21 protein-coding genes and 1 pseudogene are annotated in these 21,803 nt (G+C 59.7%); 3 read left to right on the top strand and 19 right to left on the bottom strand.

Translation table 11 applies throughout. The annotated features are described in order from the left end of the window. Window positions 1-340 precede the first annotated feature (340 nt). The 4 genes from EVS81_RS01735 to EVS81_RS01720 form a co-directional block, all read right to left on the bottom strand. On the bottom strand, window positions 341-907 hold the full coding sequence (locus EVS81_RS01735) for a hypothetical protein (RefSeq protein ID WP_420813248.1): 567 nt from the start codon (window positions 905-907) through the stop codon (window positions 341-343). 18 nt (window positions 908-925) lie between these two features. Continuing rightward, complete coding sequence (locus EVS81_RS01730) at window positions 926-1,381, bottom strand: single-stranded DNA-binding protein (RefSeq protein ID WP_130108860.1); 456 nt, start codon at window positions 1,379-1,381, stop codon at window positions 926-928. An 86-nt stretch (window positions 1,382-1,467) separates the two neighbouring features. Next, entirely contained in the window at window positions 1,468-3,252 is a 1,785-nt protein-coding gene (locus tag EVS81_RS01725; protein ID WP_130108859.1) for a TraM recognition domain-containing protein, read from the bottom strand. After that, window positions 3,249-3,785 carry a hypothetical protein gene (locus EVS81_RS01720; protein WP_130108858.1) on the bottom strand — a complete coding sequence of 179 codons (537 nt, stop codon included), beginning with the start codon at window positions 3,783-3,785 and terminating at the stop codon, window positions 3,249-3,251. The genes EVS81_RS01725 and EVS81_RS01720 overlap by 4 nt, the downstream gene beginning before the upstream one ends. A gap of 92 nt (window positions 3,786-3,877) precedes the next feature. Between EVS81_RS01720 and EVS81_RS01715 the strand changes: the two genes are divergently transcribed. Continuing rightward, on the top strand, window positions 3,878-4,522 hold the full coding sequence (locus tag EVS81_RS01715; RefSeq protein ID WP_130108857.1) for a hypothetical protein: 645 nt from the start codon (window positions 3,878-3,880) through the stop codon (window positions 4,520-4,522). Between the two features lie 31 nt (window positions 4,523-4,553). On the opposite strand, the gene EVS81_RS01710 is transcribed toward EVS81_RS01715, so the two are convergent. Both EVS81_RS01710 and EVS81_RS01705 read right to left on the bottom strand, forming a co-directional pair. Next, window positions 4,554-6,038, bottom strand: a complete 1,485-nt coding sequence (locus EVS81_RS01710) for an ATP-binding protein (RefSeq protein ID WP_130108856.1) — start codon at window positions 6,036-6,038, stop codon at window positions 4,554-4,556. Then, a complete protein-coding gene (locus EVS81_RS01705) occupies window positions 6,035-6,853 on the bottom strand; it encodes a hypothetical protein (protein WP_338034659.1) in 819 nt (272 codons plus the stop codon). Before EVS81_RS01705 ends, EVS81_RS01710 begins: the two co-directional genes overlap by 4 nt. A gap of 74 nt (window positions 6,854-6,927) precedes the next feature. Between EVS81_RS01705 and EVS81_RS01700 the strand changes: the two genes are divergently transcribed. Further along, on the top strand, window positions 6,928-8,151 hold the full coding sequence (locus tag EVS81_RS01700) for a hypothetical protein (protein WP_130108855.1): 1,224 nt from the start codon (window positions 6,928-6,930) through the stop codon (window positions 8,149-8,151). 8 nt (window positions 8,152-8,159) lie between these two features. On the opposite strand, the gene EVS81_RS01695 is transcribed toward EVS81_RS01700, so the two are convergent. The 7 genes and pseudogenes from EVS81_RS01695 to EVS81_RS16200 all read right to left on the bottom strand — a co-directional run bounded on the left by EVS81_RS01695 (window position 8,160) and on the right by EVS81_RS16200 (window position 14,062). Next, a complete protein-coding gene (locus tag EVS81_RS01695; protein WP_130108854.1) occupies window positions 8,160-9,629 on the bottom strand; it encodes an SCO6880 family protein in 1,470 nt (489 codons plus the stop codon). 6 nt (window positions 9,630-9,635) lie between these two features. After that, on the bottom strand, window positions 9,636-10,988 hold the full coding sequence (locus EVS81_RS01690) for a conjugal transfer protein TrbL (protein WP_130108853.1): 1,353 nt from the start codon (window positions 10,986-10,988) through the stop codon (window positions 9,636-9,638). A 34-nt stretch (window positions 10,989-11,022) separates the two neighbouring features. Next, on the bottom strand, window positions 11,023-11,304 hold the full coding sequence (locus tag EVS81_RS01685) for a DUF6112 family protein (protein WP_130111229.1): 282 nt from the start codon (window positions 11,302-11,304) through the stop codon (window positions 11,023-11,025). Window positions 11,305-11,535: 231 nt separating this feature from the next. Continuing rightward, window positions 11,536-12,156 carry a hypothetical protein gene (locus EVS81_RS01680; protein ID WP_130108852.1) on the bottom strand — a complete coding sequence of 207 codons (621 nt, stop codon included), beginning with the start codon at window positions 12,154-12,156 and terminating at the stop codon, window positions 11,536-11,538. A 41-nt stretch (window positions 12,157-12,197) separates the two neighbouring features. Next, window positions 12,198-12,464: a DUF6112 family protein gene (locus tag EVS81_RS01675; RefSeq protein ID WP_130111228.1), complete on the bottom strand. Its 267-nt coding sequence runs from the start codon at window positions 12,462-12,464 to the stop codon at window positions 12,198-12,200. 17 nt (window positions 12,465-12,481) lie between these two features. Further along, a pseudogene (locus EVS81_RS01670) lies at window positions 12,482-13,660 on the bottom strand (M23 family metallopeptidase); the annotation flags it as partial. Between the two features lie 9 nt (window positions 13,661-13,669). After that, the gene (locus EVS81_RS16200; protein WP_338034658.1) at window positions 13,670-14,062 is read right to left on the bottom strand and encodes a hypothetical protein; all 393 of its coding nucleotides are present in this window, start codon (window positions 14,060-14,062) and stop codon (window positions 13,670-13,672) included. 449 nt (window positions 14,063-14,511) lie between these two features. On the opposite strand from EVS81_RS16200, the gene EVS81_RS01660 reads away from it, so the two are divergent. After that, window positions 14,512-15,441, top strand: coding sequence for a methyltransferase (locus EVS81_RS01660; RefSeq protein WP_130108849.1), 930 nt, complete (start codon window positions 14,512-14,514; stop codon window positions 15,439-15,441). On the opposite strand, the gene EVS81_RS01655 is transcribed toward EVS81_RS01660, so the two are convergent. The 6 genes from EVS81_RS01655 to EVS81_RS01625 all read right to left on the bottom strand — a co-directional run bounded on the left by EVS81_RS01655 (window position 15,432) and on the right by EVS81_RS01625 (window position 21,632). Further along, window positions 15,432-16,625, bottom strand: coding sequence for a PD-(D/E)XK nuclease family protein (locus EVS81_RS01655; protein WP_130108848.1), 1,194 nt, complete (start codon window positions 16,623-16,625; stop codon window positions 15,432-15,434). The genes EVS81_RS01660 and EVS81_RS01655 overlap by 10 nt on opposite strands. A 24-nt stretch (window positions 16,626-16,649) precedes the next feature. After that, entirely contained in the window at window positions 16,650-17,654 is a 1,005-nt protein-coding gene (locus EVS81_RS01650) for a ParB N-terminal domain-containing protein (protein ID WP_130108847.1), read from the bottom strand. Next, a complete protein-coding gene (locus EVS81_RS01645; RefSeq protein WP_130111227.1) occupies window positions 17,651-18,517 on the bottom strand; it encodes a hypothetical protein in 867 nt (288 codons plus the stop codon). Before EVS81_RS01645 ends, EVS81_RS01650 begins: the two co-directional genes overlap by 4 nt. 450 nt (window positions 18,518-18,967) lie before the next feature. Beyond that, window positions 18,968-19,585, bottom strand: coding sequence for a DUF2637 domain-containing protein (locus EVS81_RS01635; protein WP_130111226.1), 618 nt, complete (start codon window positions 19,583-19,585; stop codon window positions 18,968-18,970). A 29-nt stretch (window positions 19,586-19,614) separates the two neighbouring features. Continuing rightward, window positions 19,615-20,535 (bottom strand): bifunctional DNA primase/polymerase, encoded by a 921-nt coding sequence (locus EVS81_RS01630; protein ID WP_240739914.1) that lies wholly within the window; start codon window positions 20,533-20,535, stop codon window positions 19,615-19,617. Then, window positions 20,532-21,632, bottom strand: a complete 1,101-nt coding sequence (locus EVS81_RS01625) for an ArdC-like ssDNA-binding domain-containing protein (protein ID WP_130108846.1) — start codon at window positions 21,630-21,632, stop codon at window positions 20,532-20,534. Before EVS81_RS01625 ends, EVS81_RS01630 begins: the two co-directional genes overlap by 4 nt. Between the last annotated feature and the right edge of the window lie 171 nt (window positions 21,633-21,803).

Below are 21,803 nucleotides of genomic sequence, written 5' to 3'. Positions count from 1 at the left end.
CAACTGTGAATGTTGATCGTGAGAAGAGCCGAAAGGCTGTAGGACTAGGCTGAAAAGCCACGTAATTTTGCCAAGCGCCGAAGCGCGAGGGTTTAAGAACCACAACATCCACCACCGCGGCGGATAACTTCATTCTACGTCTGAGCCCTGATGCCCGCCAGGGCTGCCTTCCCCGGCTCTGAGACAGAAGCACGGCCTGCTCCCGTCTCCTGCAGCGCAAAGCGAATCAACAGTTCTGCCAGCAGGTCGACATCCGGTTGCGCTCGGTGCTCGGCTCGCACCGAATATTTGCGCTCCTCACGGCTACGGCGGTCGGTTTTCCTCTCATACGGACGAGACATTATTCTCGAACCTCCCCAGTTTCGAAGTCGATGTTGGCGTAGAACGCGTCTTCAGCTGCTTCGCGGGCCTGTACCTGTTCGAGCACGAACTCGATAAAGTCGGCTTCGCGATCGTGAATGACTTGTTCCACGACCTCTTGGGAATGTTCTTCGCCTGGCCAGGGTGTCTGTCTGGTGGGTCGATCGCGGTCTCGTCGAGTGCCGCTGGCGGCAACCCAGTCACGAAGTCGGTTGCGAGCATCTGCGAAGTCTCGATGCCAGCCGAACGGGGCTGAGCCGTCTTGTTCCGCATCGTAAGCGCTGAGCCAGTGTAGGTGTAGCGCCGACAGCTCCCAGAGAAGCTCTGGGTGGCGGTGCCAGAGCGGCGGCACTTCTGACGCCGGAAGCCCATATTCCAACCTGAGCCAGTTCACCCACCGGTTGAGTGCGAGCAGCTCTTGCTCAAGGTCGTGGGAGGTGAGCAGATTCCAGTTGATCGGGTGCGGCGGCGCTGTCTCGTCTTCAGGCCTGAAGCTTGGTTCGGGCATATCGTCGAATACTTCGTCAGTGCGATTGTTGTTAGTCATCGTTGCGCTCATGCCGTTTCAGCGACCGAGTGTCGGAGCGTCAGGGCTCGGTCGCTTCTGAGGGGATTCGAACGCACGGCTTTGACCGCGTGCCGGTGCTTCGTGATCTGTGGCGCGCTGGCTTCGTTCCACGCTGTATTGGGTGCGAGCGGTGTCGTGACCGATCTTTTTGGCGACAAACTCCACGCCGTCTGTGGCTTGGCCGTCGCGCTCGTAGCTGTACTCGTGCAAGTAGCCTTCGGCGACGAAGCTGTCGCCCTTCGAGAAGCGCTCGTACGCGCGTTCTGCGGTGGCGCGATACATCACTAGGTTGTGGAAAGTTGTTTCGAGTTTCGTAAACGTGCCATCGTCTTCGCGGCGGAAGTTCTCTTGGCCGAAGCGGGCGTAGAACCGTGCGTCGCCGCGGTCTGTCTGAGTGAGTTGAGGGTCGCTGGCGATGAAACCTGAGATCGACTGCTGTGTGCGGATGGTCATGGGACCGTCCTCCTGCCTGATTGGGAGCGGCCACGTCAGCCGCTCGTATCAGGAAGGTGCGTAGGCGCAACCAGCTCGGTAGCTCGTCACTCGCTGGTAGGTCGGTTTTCGAGCAGTGTTTCGATCTCACTGCGTTCGCGTTTGAGAGAGGCTGCGTCAGAGCGCTTCGGCCAGGGCAGCAGGTCGACGATGATCGGTGGAGCTGAACGAAGCAGCAGGACTCCTGTGCCGAATGGCATGGTGCGGATGCGGTCGGGGGGCATGATCGGCACCCGGCGCACTGAGCGCTGACTGCTTCGTGAGCCGTAGTCACCGAGCGTGACGGAGTCGGTGAACTCGTCGCGTTCACCGATCAAGGTCGAGAGGTCTTGCAAGTCGTGTGAGTTCGATGCGCCACCAAGAATGATTTTCGCGATGCTCGAATCCCAGATTGCTGCGGCCTGATCCTCACTCCATTTGTCTCGGGCCTGAGCGAGTGATTGCAGTACCGGCATCGTCGTGATTCCAGTACCGCCTCCCTCCGCCATGAGCGTGGGAAGCGATGGCAGAGGCGCAAGGTTTCCGATCTCATCGAGCGCGAGCAGCAACGGTGGGTCAAGTCGCGCCCCGGGTGATCGTGCTGCCATTCGGCGGGCGGTTTCAACGAGGTCCTCAACGAACGCGGCAACGAGCGCAGCACTGTTCCCTGCGCCTGCACCGGTTGCGAGCAAATAGAGGGTGCCCTTCTCGCGGATGAAAGTTTCAGGGTCGAAGGCTTCATCTGGGCCTGGGCTCACCGCATCGAGCACGCGAGGGTCGGCGAGAGCGGCGAGAGCCAGTGAGACGCCCTGCCAGATCGAATCTCTGGTGCGTGGATCGGTCTCGATCATTGCTTCAAGGCCCTCGGACCAACCAGTTGCCGCCCGCGGTGAAGCATTCAAGATCGCGACAGCGTCAGCAGCGGCTGATGGGTCGAGTGTCCACCGGAACAGTTCGGCGGGTGTGCGGTTGTCAAGTGCCGCGGCATGCAACATCGCTTGCAGTGCGACGCGTGTCTTGCCTTCCCAGAATCCACCACCGTCGACCCCGCCGTCGGCAAGCCCGGTGGCAGCAGCGAGCCCGGCTGCGCGAATCATTGCAGTGAGTGGGTCCTCGCACCCACGAATTGGAGACCAGCGCAACCCCGCAGGCACGCCTTCCGCCAGGTGTTGCGGGTCGAACACCATCACGGGGCCGACTCGCATTCGTGCCCGAAGCGTCGCAGTCAGATTGTCGGGACGGGTGGAGGTTGTCACGACCGCGCCTGGTGCGTCGAGGATCGCCGGAATCACGATGTGCAGGCCTTTGCCTGAGCGGGGTGGGCCGATGAGCAGAATCGAATCTTCGACGCTCGCCCAGACGCCCTTCCCGCGGGACTGCCCGAGTCGGTATCCAATGTCAGAATGTTCTGGCCGCTCAAGCGATGGCCGGAGAGTAGCTGCTCGGCGTAGGAGCGCGCGGGACGATGCGGTGGCCTGCACCTCGTATGCGGTGGCTGTCCCAGGGAGCCTGCGTGGATCCGTATCGACCTTGCGTGAGTGCCGTCTCCACCGGGTCCAGGCCCACATGAGTACCACGACGAGAATCGCGAGCATCACGCCCACAACCATCCAGTACACGAACGGATTTAATCCGTCGCTGCCGAGCGCCAGGCCCGGGTGAGTTGGGTCAAACAGGACCCCGACGCCTCCCGTAATACCCTCATCAGGTTGACTCACTCCTGTGAGAAACGCCGCGACCGAACCGGCGGCGCGGAGCACGAGAGTGAGTCCGAAGGTCCCAATGAGCGCCGCGATCAGGATGTTGGTCATCTCGTCTCCGAATGAGCCGGACTGCCGCCCTTGGACGCTCATGGAAGCCGCTCAGTCACGATACGCCCGGACACATACCCAATGAGCGCCACTTCGCGCACTTGGCTTGTGAGCTGGTCGAGGTCGATCACGGCTCGTGCGACTCCAGAATCGTCACCCTCTGCTGTGCTCACGGGGATCGCGACAAGAACGTCCTCTCCCTGAATGAATCCGCCACCGGTGATTTCGATGAGTCGTGGAGGGTGGCCTCGTCGGGCCCGACGAGAATCTGGTTCCGGTGCAGATGGTGTCGCCATGTCGGCTGTCTCGGAGTTGCCGCGCCTCGCGTGAATGATCTCAGTGAAAACGCTCCCGTCGCTTTCCCGCACCTCAAGACGTATCGTGCGACTGCGTTGTTGAGTGAGGGAGTCGAGCAGTTCGCCGAACTGTGCTCGACTCCAGTGCTCGGCATGGATCGGAGGTGGAACCTCGATACCGTCGAACCTGACGCTGACCGCACCCATCTCCCTGACGGTGACAACCGCCAGCGGCAGATCGACCAGTGGCAGTTTTGTCTCGTCTCCATGGTTGCTCATGTACTGGAGGTGCACACAGACGTCTGGGACGACCGGTGATGGGTCTAATCAGATCCGTTTGTTGAACCAAATGGGAAAGTACAATCAAACGTATGGATGGAATCGTCGGGCCAGCGATCGGTGCTGGGGGTCGAACTCTTGCCGTTATATTGCGTCGTAACAACTGGAAGCGCAAAGCATCATTGAAGCTGTCAGCAACGACGACTGACGTTGGTGCCGAAACGGTGTTTGAAGTGACGTTAGAAAACCCGCGAGGGAATCTTGACTCAGTCGAAGTGAGTTCAATAACTCCACGAATTCGCATTCATGACCAAAGCTGCGGTGACCCAGAATTTGTCAAGTTCTCACGTTCGCCATACGCCGGGTTTCCCAAGTTCCCAATTGCTTTGGCTCCTGGGGAGAGCAAAACTTGGTCCGCGAAGGTTCTGAGGCGAGATGTTCTACAGCAGTACGAGCAAGAGTCTCACAGAGCCATGAAGCGGACATGGGGAGACCAGAGGTTTGAAGAGTTTCTTGAGCTCGAGCGCCGCGCTGAGGCTTTTCGGAAACGGAACACATTTATGGGTAAGCTTGCACGCGTCCTCCATGCAGTAGATGACACAGGCCCGGGTATTCTGTTGCAAGTTAATACCAAGCAAGACGGGGAGTTCACTTCCTCGGAGCTCCATCTAACAGCGACCAATCTTGTCGATCGGTGCCGTAGTGCCTGGAAAAACACCTGTTCAGACGCTCGTTGAGTGCTCGATGCAGCACGAGCCATGATCTGCATCAACTAACCATTCGGCCGGTCGTGTCGAAGAGTTCCAGCTCAGCGGGATGAAGCTGGTGCTGACACACGAATGATCGATCTTTGATTCGCCAAAGCCCCTGACCCACGCCGAGGCCAGGCAGGAGTTTCTGCTCGGTGCCGGTGAGTCCGAGCGATGCTGCGGTGACGCCGAGCTGGTCTGATTCTTGCCGGTAGATGATTCTCGTTTCTGCGTTCGCAAGCAGACTGTTTGCGAGGGCGCGCATGGCTGAGCCTTGGTCACCGACGTTTTCCAGATCGGTGAGTTTGTGGAAGATGAGCATGTTGGCGATGCCGTAGTGGCGTGCCAGTCGCCAGTGCGCATCCATCCGCTTCAGCAGTGCAGGGTGCGACATGAGTCGCCATGCTTCGTCGTATATGCACCACCGCTGTCCGCCGTTTGGGTCGAGCAGTGCAGACTCCATCCACGCTGAAGAACAGGTCATGAGCACTGAGATGAGGGTCGAGTTCTCTGCAACTCGGGAAAGATCGAGTGAGATCATCGGCAGGGTCGGGTCAAACTGCACGGTCGATGGTCCGTCGAAGAGCCCCGCGAGATCACCTGCGACCAGGCGTCGGAGTGCGTGACCGACGAGACGGCCGTCTTCTGCCAGGCGGCCGTCAGGGTCGGCTGTGCTGCTTGGTGAGAGGATTTGCTCTACGACCATGGGCAGGATCGGCACTGTGTTTGCTCGGACTGTTTCGGTCAGTGCAGTGTCAATCGCGGTGTGTTCCAGCGGAGTTAGTGGGCGTGTGAGCACTGTTTCAGCGAGTGCGCCGATGAGGTCACGCCGCCGAGCAGCAACGGTCGATGCCCATGTCTCATCGCTCATTCCGAGGGGGCGGTAGCCTTCATCGAGCGGGTTGAGACGTGTGCTGAGTCCGTGTCCGAGCACGATCGCGCGCCCGCCAACTGCTTCAGCTACTGCTGTGTGCTCGCCTTTGGGGTCGCCGGGTACGTAGACGCGTCGCCCAAACGGGAGTGACCGCGTGTAGAGGCTCTTGGCGAGTGATGACTTGCCGGAGCCGACGATGCCCGCGAGCACAAGATTTGGTGCAGTGATGAGGCCGCGAGCGTAGAGCACCCAGGGGTCGTACACGAATGAGCCGCCCGAGTAGAGATCCTGACCGACGAAGACACCGTCGGATCCGAGCCCACCTTCGGCAAGAAACGGGTATGCGCCTGCAAGGGTGGCTGACGTGTCCTGGTGCCGCGGAAGCTTGAACTTGCCGGGTGAACGTAGCTGGACAGGGCCGGGTGCGCCTGCGCTCGGCAGGTAGATGGTGGATCGGCGCTCAGCTTGTTCCGCTTCGTGCTTCTTGCGCAACGCACGCTTCTCGGCTTCACGCTGTTCGAGTTGAAGTTTCTTGACTGCCGCGCTCCGCTGTTTACGCAGGCGACGTTTCTCGGCTGTCGGTGCGACGAGTACAGAGGTGTGTAGGCGTTCGGTCTCGTCTTTGTTCACAGCCCCAGACCCCTCGCTCGCTTGACCGCTGCGATGCCAGGGTGTTCGAACCATGACGACGGTGATGCGGTGGGCTGCAAATCATTCGCGAGTGATCCTGTTCGAATGGGCTGTTCGTCCGTGATGGCGTCGGTGGGGTTGATCTCGTGGAGACGGTAGAGACCGACATGGCCGAACGAGTGGCTGAAGGTCATGTCGTAGTTTCCGCTACGGATCTCTTGCTCTAGGGGGCCGGTGGGCGGTAGGTCGTAAACGTAGCCGTTCTCAAGTGCAGCTTGGGTTGTTTCGTCGCCGTAGTCCCAGTTCTTTAAGTAGGCCAGCGCGGCATCGGCACCTTCATCATCGATCATCTGCAGCAGCTCGTCTGCGTCATCGCCTTGCAGAAAGCAGACGCTGATCCAGCGCTGGACTGACACCGGACTGTTGGAAGGCTCGGAATGCCACGCGATTCTGCCAGCTGCTGACATCGCCGCGTTCAGTCGCTCTTCGGCCTGGTCAATGAACGTTGCGGCCTGGTGAAGCTCGTCTGCTGCTGCCAGCGCATCTTTGGATCCTGCCGAGTGGTCGCCGTTGTCGTCGAAGGCCAGTGGTCTGTTGGAAGCGTGAGCAGTGGCAAGTTGGTCGAGCACCTGTCTCAGCGATCGCACCCCGCCAAGCAGATCACCCACAACGCCGTACAAGTCCTTCGGATGCTCGAACCGGCGGCTCGCGTGGGCCAGCCCCCGCAGCGCTTCGTAGGCGTCACCGGCGTCAGCGCCGGGGTCGTAGTAGGTAGGCATCTCGCGCTCCCGTATCGAAAAGTTGATGTTGGTCACGGAGCAGGTGCACTTCGCCACCACGAGAGGTGTCGGATGTGCAAAGTACTCTTGTAATTGGGAAGAGGGAGAGTATGTCTGAAGAGGTTGAGATCATCAGCGATGGCGATGGAGCCGTCCTGAAAGGAAACGAATCCGCTCTCGCGAGATTCCTTAAAGACCATGAATGGCTGCCGAAGGCTCGCCCTGTTTCACTTGCACGACTCAATGAGATGTTCCGCTCAGGAGCTGACGTTGCCGAAACGCTCTCCGGGGTGGCGGAGCAATCAGCATTGTACTTAAAGCTCACTCCAGAATCAGCGCGTCGCCTGCAGGATGCAGGTGGACTCATGAAGACCAAAACCAAGGGCATTAGCCACGCGATGCTAGGCAAGACTGGTGACCACACTATGAAGTGGCTTCAAGTGCAGGACGGGCCCCTGTCCTTGGCGACGAACCCCGCAGTGTTGAGTGGTATCGGCGGACTCATGAGCCAAGCCGCGCAGCAAGCTGAAGCGCAGGAACTCAAGGAACTCATTGTGAAGCTCGATGAGAAGCTCGATGACGTTCGACGCGCTCAAAAAGATGAAGTCCTCGCGAGAATGCGGACTGCCGCTGCGGAGATTCAAGAAGCTATGACAATACGTGAACATGGTGGCGACCCGAAAACACTTTGGGACAAGGTGAGCAAAGTTTCTGGTCAAATCACTAACGTGCAAGAGAATGCCCTCGCGGCCCTCGGTGCGCTTGCAGACAAAGTCGAGAGCAAAGAGAAAACTGGTCAACTCCGTAAAGTTGTTCGCGAGATTGAACAAGATGTTGCCATGCAACTAGCAATTTTGGCGCGATGCTTTGAACTTCACGATGAGTTCCACGTCGTTGAGCTAGATCATGTTATTGCCACAGCTCCCGAGAACCTTGGAGGGCACAGAGCAGGACTCGCAAAAGCAGGACAAATTCGCCGAGATGAAGTTCTCGCCCGCACCAGCAAACTCATGAGCCAGCTTGATCGTGCAGGCGAGATCGTTAACGCCAACATCATCCTCCACTCGCGTGCGGCACGTGACGTAGTGGGCGCGCTAAACGTGACTGGGGAGTTGGTTGCGGAATTTCACTTCCCACTTGGGATTGAAATTGCTCGCGAAGAATTGGTCACGGTTCCTTGGCGAGAGGCGGTAAAAGACAGCAGGCAACTGAAGTCAGCCGGGCGCGAAGTCGGCGTGAATGTACTGAAAGGCGGGGCAGCCGCCGCAGTTGTTCTCGCTGTCCCTGTGGTGAAGGCCCTCTCTCAAAAAGACGGGAAATCTCCGGAAGTTTAGAAAAGGGGTCAGATCACACGGCAGAGCGGCAGCGCCGCCGCAGTGAACGCCTGGGCTTGTTGGCCGACGAGTAGTCTCGTCTCGCATGAAGCCTGGATAGCGGCTTGTTCGATCGCAGCAATCGATGCGTCGAGTTCTTCGGTGTTCGAAGCCGAGATACTGATGAGGCCGGTATAGCGCAGCACACCGTGCCCGGCGGTCAGGTCAGCTTCCTGCTGAAGCACGTCATGGAACTCGGCGGTCTGCGATGCGTCCTCGATCTGTCCGATCCGCTGCCGCTGATGGGCGTCAGAAATGTACTCGGTTTTCTTCTTGCGAATGTCTCGGGCCGCCTGGTCGGAACGCATCGGGGTGCACAGCAGCGAGAACGAGCGTTGGATGCCGCTCGACAGAAGCACTGGCGCCAGGAACCCAGGGAACACCATCGATCTCGGCCATTCGTTGATCCACAGCACTGCGTGATGGGCAGAATCGGTGCGGAGTCCTGACCATGACTCATTGACCGCGACCGGCCCAGCAGTTGCGAGAGACTGGCCAAGTTCGCCGTGACGTTCGAGCGTTGCAGCGATAGCCGGGTCATACGCAGAGCGCAGAATCACTGCGATCTGCCCGCAGTTGAGCCACGCGGATGGTGCGAGATCCGCAGATCGCAGGGCGGCGACAAGCGTGGACATTTCTTGCCGTAAGACGGCGGCACCTCCGCGAACTCCGCCGCCCGCTGTGCGAATCTGACGCGATGCTGCGCGCATGTCGAGCGAAAGCGACAGCGTCGTCGCATGACGCTCCCCAGTGGGGCCCGCCCGATCGATAAGTTCCGCGTACGTCGTTGATGCCCAGGTATCGTCCTGTGTCCCGTGCGCCGCCCACCATTCGGCAAGTCCTGTACCGGTATCAGGCAGAGTGCGCTCCAGTATTTGCAGCATGGAGATTCGCCCGGAGCGGCAGACAGTCGCAAGCACTCGACCCCACGAGGCCACCCGGCGTTCCTGCTCGCCCGGGTCGAGGAGCACGAACGCGGGATGGGTCACTTGGAGTACGGCAGTCAGAGTTCCTGCTGCAGGGTCATGGACCATTCCCGCGCCAGTGACGGGATCTTCGTATTCGCGAAGCCGAGCCATGTCTCCAGGTAGAGAGAGCGTCCCTGCAGGTCGGGGCGTCACCACCCTACGACGGTACAGTAGCTGCCCTCCGGTTGACTTCCACATCCACCAGAACGCGACTGGGATCCATTCGACGAGCGCACGCCCTGCGATCGGTATCCACGTCAGCGCAGCAGCAGACACCCAAATAGGCGCGGTGAACGCGATGAGTATGCCGCCTCCTGCGTAGAACGCCCACACCAGAGCCCCGACGGCGACTCCAAGGGTGACGAGCTGAGATACGGAGAAGCCGAGCAGAATGCCGCGGCGGGTGAGCCTGGAGAACTTCACTGGCGTGAGTTCTCCAGAGCTATGGTTCGGCGCGTTCTTCGAAGACATGGCGAGTTACTCCTTCGGAAGTCTCGGTGCAGGTGGCGCGGGCCTCGGTGGTGCAGGGTCAGCCGACGGTGCCCTCGGTTGTGGCGAGGCAGGTCGAGCTGCCTGAGATGTTGCGGTTGGCTCCGCGGTCTGGCCAGCGGAACCAGCCGCTGTCTCTGCGGTGCTTCCGACGGCGCCGCCGAGTTTCGGTCCTGCCGTAGCCGCAGCTTTCGCGACTTCTGCACCTATGACGACTGCGGCGGCAGGGCCTGCCGCTGCCGCACCTGCTCCGGCACCCCCTGCTGCTGCACCGCCAGAGCCGCCAGCTGTACTCGCTGCTGCGCCACCACCGGCACCGGAAGCGGCAGATTTCGCACCGGTGGCGCCTGCAGCGGATCCACCGTTACCGCCACCATCGAGAATCTTCTTGACTCCGTCACCCTGTGCTTTGGCGGGCACGGGAACAGGACGGTTGATGGCACTCTTGGCCTCTTGTTCGCTACCCATGGCGTGGTACAGATCGAAGCCGAGGAACGAAATGAACCGGTACACCATGTACGGGGCAAACGCCGCGATGAAGAGCAGCACGATCCCACTCACAGGTTCGGTCACCGCCGCGAGATCAACAGCGATCGGGGTGGAGATCTGAGTGATCGCGATGAGGAAGACGACCACAAGCACCAGCTTTGAAACGATCAACGCGATCACGAACGCGGCCCATTTCCCGACCCATCCACGGGTGACATCCCATGCGGCGCCAGCGAACGCGATCGGAGCGAGCACAATCGCAACCAGCAGCAATGCTTTGCGGATCAGGAGTGAGAACCACACGATTGCGACCGCACAGATCATGAGTCCGGCGAGGAATATCGTCACGATCGCCCCGACGCCTGGGGCCGCGACGTTGATTGTCGAAAGCCCAGCTGTCAGGAGCATGATTTTGTCTCCCATGGTGCCGGTGGTTTCTCCGGCAGCTTGCACGATGCCGATGCAGAGCTGATCAACGACCTCAAGCGCGGTCGCGGTCAATGTGATGACAACGAATGAGCCGAGGACCGCTTTCGCAGCCCCCAGCGCTGCACGTGAAAGTGCAGCAGGCTCGCGGCGGATCAGGCCAAGCACCAGCTGGAAGGTGAAGAACAGGAGGACGACGAAAACGCCGATCCCAAATAGAAGGTTGTAGACGCCGAGATAGCCGTCGCTCGTGACATCAACGAGGGTCGTCGAGTCGAAGACTTGCCACATTGTTTCGAGTAGCCATCCGGCTGCTTGCCCCATCGTCGAGGCAAGCCAGTCGAATGGCGCTGAAACAAGAGTCGCCGCCGCTTCACCGGCGGTTTCGCAGACTGCTGAGATGACTGGGATGTCGCACACACTCATCAGATGCCCCTTCTGGGTTAGTGATGAGTGCGGATCAAACCTGCTGGCCTACGGCCCAGAAGAAGTTGATAAGGGTGACGGCTGCGCCGCAGAGCACAGCAGCACCGCATGAGACAAGTACGCCCACCTTGCCGCGCGATGCCAGGTGCGGATTCGAGGAGTTCGACCCGAAGCCCCAGACGATCGCCGACACAATGAGCGCGAGCACACTGAGGATCAGGCCGACAGTCATGACCGCGCCAACGATGGTGCGAAGCTGCGAGATGCCAGGAAGCCCAGAATCATTCGGAGTGATGTCAATATTCATCGGCACCATGGCAGACAACTGAGCGGATGCTTCTATCAGCGTTGAGGTGAGTTCGAACACGGCGTGCTCCTTGCGGTAGAACCGCCAGAGCGGCGGTCGGCGAAACAGGGTCGCCAAGCAGGTGCACGACAACGACCACGGTTCATGCTCAAGATCGGAGTCGCTAAGAGAATGACTCTATTTACGTCCGTCGTATCAGTATTTGACTACTCGCATAAGTCAGTGTTCGAGGACTTCAGGTCAACGATTAAGGTCGAAGTAAGTTGCCTTCTTGTGCCTATTTGAAGGCAGAACATGGTAGTCCAGATCAGGAAGTGCTTTGCTCGAAGGATAATCCAACTCGCCTAGTGCTTTCAGGTCTGCTCGGGCTGTCCGATTCGGACGAACTTCAGGCAGAGAGCTACTTTTCCCGTCCCAGGCTGAGATGCAAACTGCGAGCATGTTGAATTCGGCTGCCTCAGACTCCCAATCTGCAAGTTTTGCTCTTTGGGGATGCTCTGGTGAAGCTGCGAGCGCGAGCCGCTCGGCTTGTCCAATTGCGAGCTGTGCCTTAAGCGGAAGTTCGATTGCTGATCTTCTAAATGCCAGCACCAAGCTTTGTGTTGACGGTTTCTGAGGGGCGAACTGTCCCTTATTTGATTGTGCATTTCCAACACCAAGCAATGCTTGCTGTTGGAAGAGATTGTCATAAGATTCGAGCGCTCGAATGTGTTCCTCGATCGCTCCAAGTAGCTGCTCTTTTGCGTAATTTCGACGAGCGATCCGGCGAGAATTCCAACTGAGAAAAACTATCAAACCAGAACCAGCAGCCGCGGAGACAAATGTTGTAAGCCCAAGTTGAAGGATCTGGTCAAGCCCCATGCTGCAATGCTATCCATAAGCAGTTGCGCTGATGAACTAGCTCAAAATTGTGCACCGAGGCTGATGAGCCAGTTGATCCAGGCGACGCCGCATCCGGCGAGGGTTGCGGCTCCGGCCGCGACGAGAACTCCGATACGGCCTTTGGAAGCGAGGCCAGGATTACCGGTCGACGACGCGACTGCCCAGAGGATCGCGCTGACGATGACCATGAGCACCGCGACGACCAGAATGATCGTGAGCATGGCGCCAATGACGACCTTGAGGTCGCCGATACCTCCGAGGCCGCCAAAGTCAGGAAAGACGTCCATCATGCACCCCAGCTCATGCAGCCAGAATGCCCAGTAGTCGCTTCGGGGAGGTCCGCAGCGTTGTGAGCGTTGAGCCACGCTGCAGGGTCGATCGCAGCACCGTTGGTGCCGCCTGGACGTACTTCGAAGTGCAAGTGCGCTCCGGTTGAGTAGCCTGACGAGCCGACGTCGCCAATATGTTGACCTGCGATAACGCGTTCGCCTGCGATCACGTGAATGCCGTGCTGCCACATGTGTGCGTACGCGGTCGCGATGGTCTCACCACCGAGCTGATGCTCGATGATGATCAGCCCACCAAAGTTACCCGAGAACTCGGCAACAGTGACGACTCCGTCGGCAGCAGCCAGGATCGGGGTGCCGTCTGCAGCACCGAGATCGAGTCCGTAGTGGGTGCTCTGTTCTCCAGAGATCGGATCAATCCGGGGTCCGAAGTTATCTGTGACTGCCCAGGTGCCTTCGGGCAGCGGAAACACCACTTTCGAGGACACCGTCGGCTTCGTGGCAGGCACGGCACGCACGGCAGAGTCTGCTGCTGAAGCGCTGGCCGTGGCCCTTCCGGCGGTGAGGGTGACGAGGATCTCCTCGGCGACAGGCGCATAGTTGTCGTATCGGTCTGGGAATGCCGACACTTCCACAGCCTGGGCGACTTCACCGAGTCCCATTGATTGCCATCCGGGGATATCGAGCAGGCCCCTCGGCGATGGGTAGTTCGGTCCGGTCGGCCCGCCAAAGAATGCCGCTGCTTGGTATTTCGGGTCCATCAGTTCGGCTACCGTGCCCCATCCAGATTGGGGGCGCATCTGGAACAGACCGAGCGAGTCGTGATCCGAGCCGTTACCGTCGTTCGGGTAGTCGCGTGATTCTGGATAGGTGCCGGTGTTCGCGAGCATCTGCAGCGTCGACTCGGTAAGCGCCGCCATGAGTGAAATCTTCAACGCGTCACGGGTGACGCCATCGATCTCGGAACCGACAGTGATGATCGTGGCCGCGTGTGTGAGTTGCTTTTTGTTCAGTTCGAACGTGTGCCCACTCGTGGTCGTCACAGTGAGCGAATCGGGCACGTTACGTACAGAAAGACCATCAACAGTGCAGATCGTCGTTACGGCGGGATTCATGATGAGCCCGACGCTTACGAGTCCGAACGTCGGCGCCACAAAGGCTAAGGTAAGGGCTCCGATGGCCAGCTTCTTCAACATTGAATGCTCCTACCGAAGTGGGTTATTGAGCTGCGAAAGTCGGAGCAGGTAGCAGGGATCGCCATCGTGAGGGCAGGCCATGAACAGCGTGAATGCGACCGGCACTGAGAGTGATTCTGCGGTGCTGTTCCAGACACCGTTTCGGTGACGAATGCCATTGACCGTGTACGCGATTGCACCGGGAGGGAGCTGCCCAGGTCTCGCTTGCGCGGCCGCGTCTGCCCAGGCGTCGGGCACATCGACGGTTTCGATCTCGATCGACTGAGTGGTCGCGTACTCGCGCAGCTGCACCCATGCGTCACGCGTGGGGACGTAGCTGGCAATGTCTGCGGCGAGCCCGGCTTGCTCGTAGCCGGATGGGTCACCAACGTCGAGGATCGCCGATGTGTAGTCGAGCGGCACCAGCCCGCCCCCGGTGTCCCAAGTGAACAATGCAGCTGCAACACGACGAGCGAACAGCTCGGGATCACTTGTGGGAGCGATCCGAGGTGCGACTGGCCGCGAGGTACCCGGTTGAGAAGGCGTAGCGGGGGCCACCGGAGACGAAGCTGGAGGCTCTGGGGGCGGTGCATCGCGGGATCCGGTGAGTAGCCCGTAACCACCAAATGCGACCAGGGCGATGAGGATTGCGCCGCTGAGTGTCAGAGCGATGAGCTTTCGGCGTGTGCGCGTGTCGGGTGAAGTCTTCATGCCCACTAGGTGCACGCCGCTGACTATGAGGTCTTGTCGACATCCTTACGTGACCCAGCACAGAATCCGACTGACCGAGGAATGTCGGTGGCTGGCCTGATACTCGAAATCACAAGAAGATGCACGTCATCCAAGACGCGCAGAGATAGTTGAGTGAGCAAGTGAGTATTGAGAAGAACGTAAGCGTGTTGCCGATCACCGAGAAAGACCTTGAATGGTGGCAAAACAAGATTGTGAAGTTGGACTGGGTCTTCGCAGTGACCTACGCTGAGGGCGCACCACACGAATACATCGCTGAGCGAACTGAAGGAATGACAAAGGCCGACTTTGTCAGGGCAGCTCGGGTAATCCACACGTTCGGTGAGCCGCAGAAGTTTTACAAATCGACACGCATTTACCTCGTTCACAACGGTTGGAAGTACTGGACCATGGATCGAGAACACGACGACGTGACGCTGATCAACAGAGGCAGAGCTGACCACATCTACGGCCCGCAGAACATGCCACGCACGAAGAGCGAGTTCCGCTCCGGCTACGACGCAATCGCAACTTACTGGGATCGCGACTTCACCGCGTCTGACGAAGAACAACGAGGGTTCACGCGCCTCGTAGACGTAGCCACCGACGGTTACCGCAAGTGCCGCACGCTAGACATCGGTGCAGGCACCGGGCTCACTCTTGATTTGGGGCTGACAGAAGCCCCTCGACTAACAGCGATAGACCCGTCTCAGGCGATGCTCAATGAATTGGTGCGGAAGCACCCGCTCGTGGCGCGGGTTGAGCCAAGAACGTTCGCGGACACGCTCGCGCGCCGCAACCTATCAGGGACACAGTTTGATCTCGTGCTCGCGCTCGGCGGCTCAGCGTCATATCTTTCGCACGATGACTGGGAATCGATCATGCGTCATGCCCGTGGCCGACTGGTGTTGTCGGCGTATGCAGAAGGTGAAGCGCCGGTCACTGCGGACCTCACCTCGCAACAACTTACTGACGCCAGAAAGAGATTGCGTGACTTCGCCGCATGCTACGAAGGCAAGATTGAGCGTGTCGGCCGGTTCGAAACGGTAGCAGCGATGCGCAATCAATCTTGAGTCGCATAGTGCGCCTGCACAAGTGGGATCACTGCTTGAGCGAGTCGATCATCCGCTGGTTCAAACCCTTTGAGTACTTCGTCTATGCCGATATCCGTTTGCTGAAGGCTTCGTTTAGGGGCAGTATCTGAGGAGCGCATGAGGATAAATATTTTGCTGAAGTCTGGGCTTTGGACTGGCTCAGGGACTTCGTCATTGTAGGTGGCTACGGTCGGACCAAACACGAGCCCTGCAACTACGTCGCCGTTAGTGTCGAGGAGCCGCACGTACCACTCCCATTGGCCCACGAAATTCGCTAGAACTTTGACAACAACTTCCTCGCCGAGTGCCTCATTGACCTGGTGCATGAGTCGTCGCTCTGCGTACTGGCGGAGGTACCGCTTGATTTCACCAAGGACCTTTCGGCCGTCTTCAAACTGCTGCTTCGCGTGCTGCGCGAGTGTCTGGGAGAACTGTTCTGCGGCCGCATCCTGGGGACGTTGCCCGTATCGAGCAGATTCTCCCGTCTCACACATTGTCTTGATGAAAGCTATCCGATCGGCAGTATTCACGGGGCTTGGTCCTTCCACGAAGTTTTCGACCAGTTCGTTAATGAAGAAGTTCTGTTGCGGGTGGTCTCGACGCCACTTCTTGTCTGCTTTGACGTGCGCGTGCAGGTCACTGAGGAGATCCGCATAGGTGAGAACGACCGCTTGTTCCCATCCATCGGTCTGAAGTTCGCTCTCTCGTCGGATGCACAGCAGCACGACGACGCTACGTCTTCCGCCCTGAGCACCGTGGGCAAGGTAGCCAAAATAGTCATGGCCGTGCCCGTCGGAGGTGCCGAAGTTCTCAACAACGACGCTCTCGTGAGCTGTCATGAGCACAATGTCGGCAATGTCCTTGCCTGTCGCGGCATCGCCGGAGGTGTCCACTTCTTGGCTGACCCGATACCCGGAGGTCTGGAATCCGAGGCCCTCGGGAAGCGCGGCGTTGATCCTCCTCAAGAAGATCTTTTGGAAGGTGTCACCCAGCTCGTGGGTTCCATCGGCCCGCAGGAGCCAGGCTAAGACGTTCGAGAGTTGTTTTTCGTGAGTGCCGTGATGCATGACCCGAAAGACATTGAACTGCTCGGCGAGGCTTCGAGAGAGCGAGGGCACGAGCGAGGTGACCAGACGGCTTTTGGTTTCTTGTTGGCGAGGCATGGCTCAAGCCTATTCAAGACACGTCTATCTCTTAGACGGCGCGGAGGTGGGCTTTGCCTCATCGTCGTCGTCGAGCTGGTCGAGTGCTTCACGGAGGCGATCCGCAAACTTGACCCAGTTGTCGATAACGGTAAAGAACATTTCGGCTTCGGCCTGCGTCAGTTTTGCGGCGATGAGGGCTGGGTCAGTGACCGGGTACAGGTTGCCGAGTTCGATCCAAGTGATCACGAATGCCCGCACAGGCATCGGTTCCATCCGGGCTGCTGTGGAGGCACGTTGCCCACGCTTCTTCGGTTTCTGCTCCGCCCGCAGCTCGGCAAGTTTTTCTTCGGCGATCCGGTGCAGCAAGACGTCACGATCTGCCTTCGCCACCGCGAGCAGCTCCTTCAACTGTTGCCAGCACGGGTGCACTGGAGCCTCGTCGCGAATGTCGTCGAGAAAGCCTTGTGCCGCGGCACGAATTTCCTCGGGCTGGTTCGAGTCTTCGGCGATGCGTTGGATGAAATTGATCTCTTCGAGGCGGGTGTAGGAGGACGTATCGGTGACCATCTCGGCAGCCTGGCGCCGCGCATCCCCACGTGGCTCAGTTGACGGTCCCGCCGAATCGGCGGGACCGGACATTCCGCGGTTTTCACCGCTCACGAACTGCGTTGCAGCTTTTCGCTGTGCAGCATCCTCGGCGAGAATCACCTTCATCTCCCGATACAGCTCCGCTGCTTCCAACTGGCTGAGCGGCTTATGGAGCATGTTGTCGTTCTGTTCGGCGAGCATGTACCCGAGCTGGGTGGAGATGCCAGAGCGCACCCACACTCGCACTTCATCCCATGCGAGCTGTTTGATTGCGGCGAGTCGCCGCGCACCGCACACAAGCACACCTTCGGGGGTAACGGTGATTGGCTGCAGCAAGCCGTCGCGTTGGATCGACGCGGCGAGTGCATCGATATCACCGAGGTCTTTGCGGTGTCGGTTGCCGACCTGAATGGAGTCGACGGTTCTGATGACGACGAAATTGTCGTCCCTGTTGCTCATGACCGTTCGCCTCGCTTCGGAGCCGCGAGTGCGATCTGAAACACGAGATCCTCGTCGTGCAGCAGCGAGTGCACCGTTTCGCCGAGCAGCAGGCGCAGCAGCACGCCCCTACCTGCCGAGGTTGCCTGCAATGCCGGATGTGTGTTCCCGAGGATCGCGCGAAGCAGTGCGGACCATGACGCCGCGGGCAGATCAAGCAGCACGAGCGCGTGCTTGTCGCGTCGGAGAGCTTCGTAAGCACTCGCTCGTGACCCGGCGCGTTCGGTCGTTTCGCAGACCCTGTCGATCGCGAGCGTGGCAACATCTTCGGGCCAATCAAGCAAGGTGAACAGTCGCACCGCATCAGCGACCGCTGTGCGCGCGGACGCACGCGCAACTGATGTCTCGGTCTGCGGCTCGTCATTAACTGGCTCTTCTTCGAACTCGAAGTGATCGGTCGTGCGAAACGAGGGATGGTAATCAGAGAGCGGTGTCTCACGATCGGAGATGCGCTCGGGGTCATGCAGCTCGGAGATGTGTGGGCGGCGGGCCTTGTTTGTGGAGCACAGCAGCCCTTGTCCGCGCTCTTCTGCGATGCAGGTGACTTGCACGCCGCGGGTGACGACCGCCCAGGGATCGTTGGCGAGCCTAGTAGAGCGAAGTCGCATTACGTCAAATGCGGCACTTGCTGCCTCCCATGGGTCGAGACCGTGCTTCCGCGCGAGGGCTGCATACTTTTCAGCGGCGAAGCTCATGAGATCAGCGGCAACTGGGTCGCGTTGCCATGCGCCCGGCCCTTGCTGATGCAATCGCTTGAGCACTCTGCGCAGTCCTTCGCTACTTGTGTAGTCTTCGGAAGCCGCGTTCTGGGTTGCAGTAATCATTGTGTGGAACCTCCTGGCAAGCAGGTGCACACCGGTTCCCACGATCTGACCCTCCGCAAGTTTCTGCATGATCTGCCTCCGTACCGACGCGTGCTCAGCGCATGCCGACGGCGCCTCGATCCATGCCACGGTCAATGCCACCTCGCCCAAACGCCGACAGCGGTGGGAGACTCCGTGCTCGCTGCCCGAGCGCACGCACGTGGTCGGATGTTGCAGCGCGAGCACGACGCGCGAGTTCTCTCTGAAAGTCGATTCCAGCCCCGGCAACCCGAGATGCGCCGCGGGCCACGAGATCCGTAGGCCGCACCCATTCAACACCGCGGGCGGTGGCTATAGACGGGTTGATCGGCAGCCCGCGAAGTCGCCGTGATGATGCTGCTTCAACTGCATCGGGAATACCGTCGATCCCGGCAACATCGCCAAGTACGGGTCGGGGATCTCTGTTGACATTCATGATCTCTCCTCTGCTGATTCGCTACTGGCGAGTAGGTGCGTATCACTTTCAGCCACCTCGGGGTCATCAGCGGAAAGCCAGCGGCCGATAGTCGAGGGGTGCACATCGAGTTCGTTCGCAATTTGTTTGTTCGTCCAGCCGATGCCGCGTAGCGCCGACGCGAGAGCGCGGCGATCAGGTGCTGCGGTCTCGGCTTCAACTTCTTCGAAGGCTTCGATTGATGACTCGACTTCTTTCGAACCCGACGCCCGGGCCAGGATCACTGTGAGATGCGTGATTGCCAGGAGCACCACTGGAGGTACCGCAGCGACGGCTCCGGCGAGGATGCTGGGCACGTCGGCATCGGCGGCAATGATCGCGTGGATTGCGTTGGCCGTCACCGACACCACCGCACCACCGACCAGGAGCACCCATGGGTACCAGGAGGCGCGATTGCCAGCGAGGGCGACCACAGCCACGGTTGCGACCACGATGATGCCGTCCACGATGAGTGGCCACGCCCAAGCTTGTCCCGCACCGATCCCAGATCGGTGCGCAAGGTCGGCGAGCGACGTGAACGACAGCCAGAAGGCGCCCACTGCGATGAACACGGTCCCGCAGACCGCGGTCCGCACCGCCCAACGGTGACTAGATGGTGATGTGCTCACGAGAGCACCTGCGCTCGTGTTGAGGTAGGCGGTGGCCGGTCAGGCGACGACAGTGCTGCCGTAGACGGTTCTCGTGCAGGTGCGCCGTGAACGGTTCGATACGCCGACCGCACCGTCGTAAGAATCTCGCGCTCGGCGAGTCCGGCACTGCTACCGGCTGCAGCAAGCGCGTCGAGTGCCGTGTCTGATGGGATATCGTGTTCGGCCATTTTGCAAGCCGCCCAAAACAGTCCGTGATTCCTTTCGCCCTCTTGCAGACGCGACACCCACGCCGCAAGCCGACCAACTTCCATCCCGCGATCACCTGTGGCTGGGCGACGGATTCGGTCGGGCTTCGGGTCGAGGAACTCGCGAAGTCGATCTGCGTCAAGGCTGCTCGTAAGACCATGATTCATTCGTTCAACCGTGTACCGCTCAAGATGCTTACCAATCATTCGCATGGACGGCGGGACGATGATGTAACCGCCGTCACCTCGAAAGTCGATGCCCGAACTCGCTGACTGCCAGGACCGCTGCTCGGCGTCATCGACCGCGGGGTAATACAAGTGCATGCCGCCAGAGGGAGTGCGGACCATTAGCTCCCACCCCGAGAGCAGCCCTGCGCGTTCGGTACGCGTCGCGGCCTCGTAGCCGTTCACGCGGCCGTGCACATCGACGTCGACAACAACGACGCCAGATGCTTGACCCGTCGGTATCGCGAGTGAGGCATTTGGGGTCGATGACCACCAGGCTTCAATCTGTTCAATGTCCGTGCTGGCATCATGAAAGCCGTGGCGCGTCGCCGGTCGCTTCGAATCTGACCAGACCGGAAACACGGGCACGCCAAGTGAAGCGAGCTTGCTCGCCACTGCGAAGGTACTCACCTGCTCCGGCATCTGTCCCAGTACTGCCGAGCACGAACTCAGACGCGCGTTCACGAGAGGCTCCTCGCCGTTGCTGCAGCTGGTTCTCTCAGTGGTGTGGATCCCGCAGTACGGCCCACCGGATGCGCAATGGAAGTACGCTCCGTCTTTGGTGCTTGCCGCTGCGGTACATCCCGTTCAAGGCCGGGCGGGGTGCCGTTGCCGAGCTGCTCAGTATCGAGTTGATCCAGGACCTTCAGAGCGGTGGCTCGCACTCGATCACCGGTGGCCTTGACGATCTCGACTGGCTCTTTGCCATCAACGTTTGCTGCCCAACCTGCGACGTACGGGATCGTATAGATGCTGGTGTCCATGCCGTGCGCGGCCCCGATCATCAGCGCCACTGATTCGGCCTCGACCTCACCAATTCCGCGGTGCAGACGTACCTCGCTGCTCTTGGGATCGTGCATGAGCACATGTCCCAGCTCGTGTGCGAGCGTCTTCACCCGGGCCGCGTCATCAATGTCGGCACGTACGAGCACGGTGCGATCGGTGTAGTTCGTCACTCCGTTTGCCCCGTGGATTGATGCCGCATCCGGTGCATCACCCAGCGAGAACCCAGCAGCTTCGATCTGCGCAGCGAGCCCTGACCACAGTCCTCGGGGTGCTTCGCCTTCGAGCAGCTTTGGCGAAGGCGGTTCAGGCAAGGGATCGCCCGCGGTCTGTGAAGCATCCCACACATAGGCGGGTCGCACCCCGATCATCTTCGAGCGCACGGCCTCACCCGGGCGAGGCTTCTCGAACTTCTTGAGCCTGCGCCAAGACTCCGCGTCCGCAGGTGTCGCCGAAGCGAATCGACCGGTAACGGGAGCAAGGATCTGATATCCCGGCTGTCCCTTCTGTACTTGACGGCCGAGACCCTGCCATTGCCTATACCCGGCAATGTAAGACGGGATCGGGTCAGGTACCAACCCCTGCTCGAACGCGGCTTGGTGCTGCACCCAAATCAGCAGGGTGTTGTTGAACGAACGACTGCGAAAGTTTGCTGCGAACGTCAGAGCGCGCTTCCAGTCTTCACCTGACACCAGTTGCTCGACCGCGCTGGACAACGTTTCATGTAGCTCATCGAGCTTTGCGTCACGCGCGGCTTGGCGATCCTCGTATGTGGCCATCGCTCGTCCTCCTCTTTGCTGCACAACCGGCGAATCCCGGAGGGCAATACATCTGAGAGGTGGGCATAACTGACCCGTGGAATGACGTGGAGGCCGATTTTTGGCATGGCGGTATCGCATGGTGCACCTCCTCGGTGCTGAAGTGGCGCAGGTCAGAATGCATGACCAACA

It is taken from the genome of Leucobacter triazinivorans (assembly GCF_004208635.1).
Taxonomy (GTDB): domain Bacteria; phylum Actinomycetota; class Actinomycetes; order Actinomycetales; family Microbacteriaceae; genus Leucobacter; species Leucobacter triazinivorans.
This window is presented reverse-complemented; position numbering and strand designations above follow the sequence as displayed.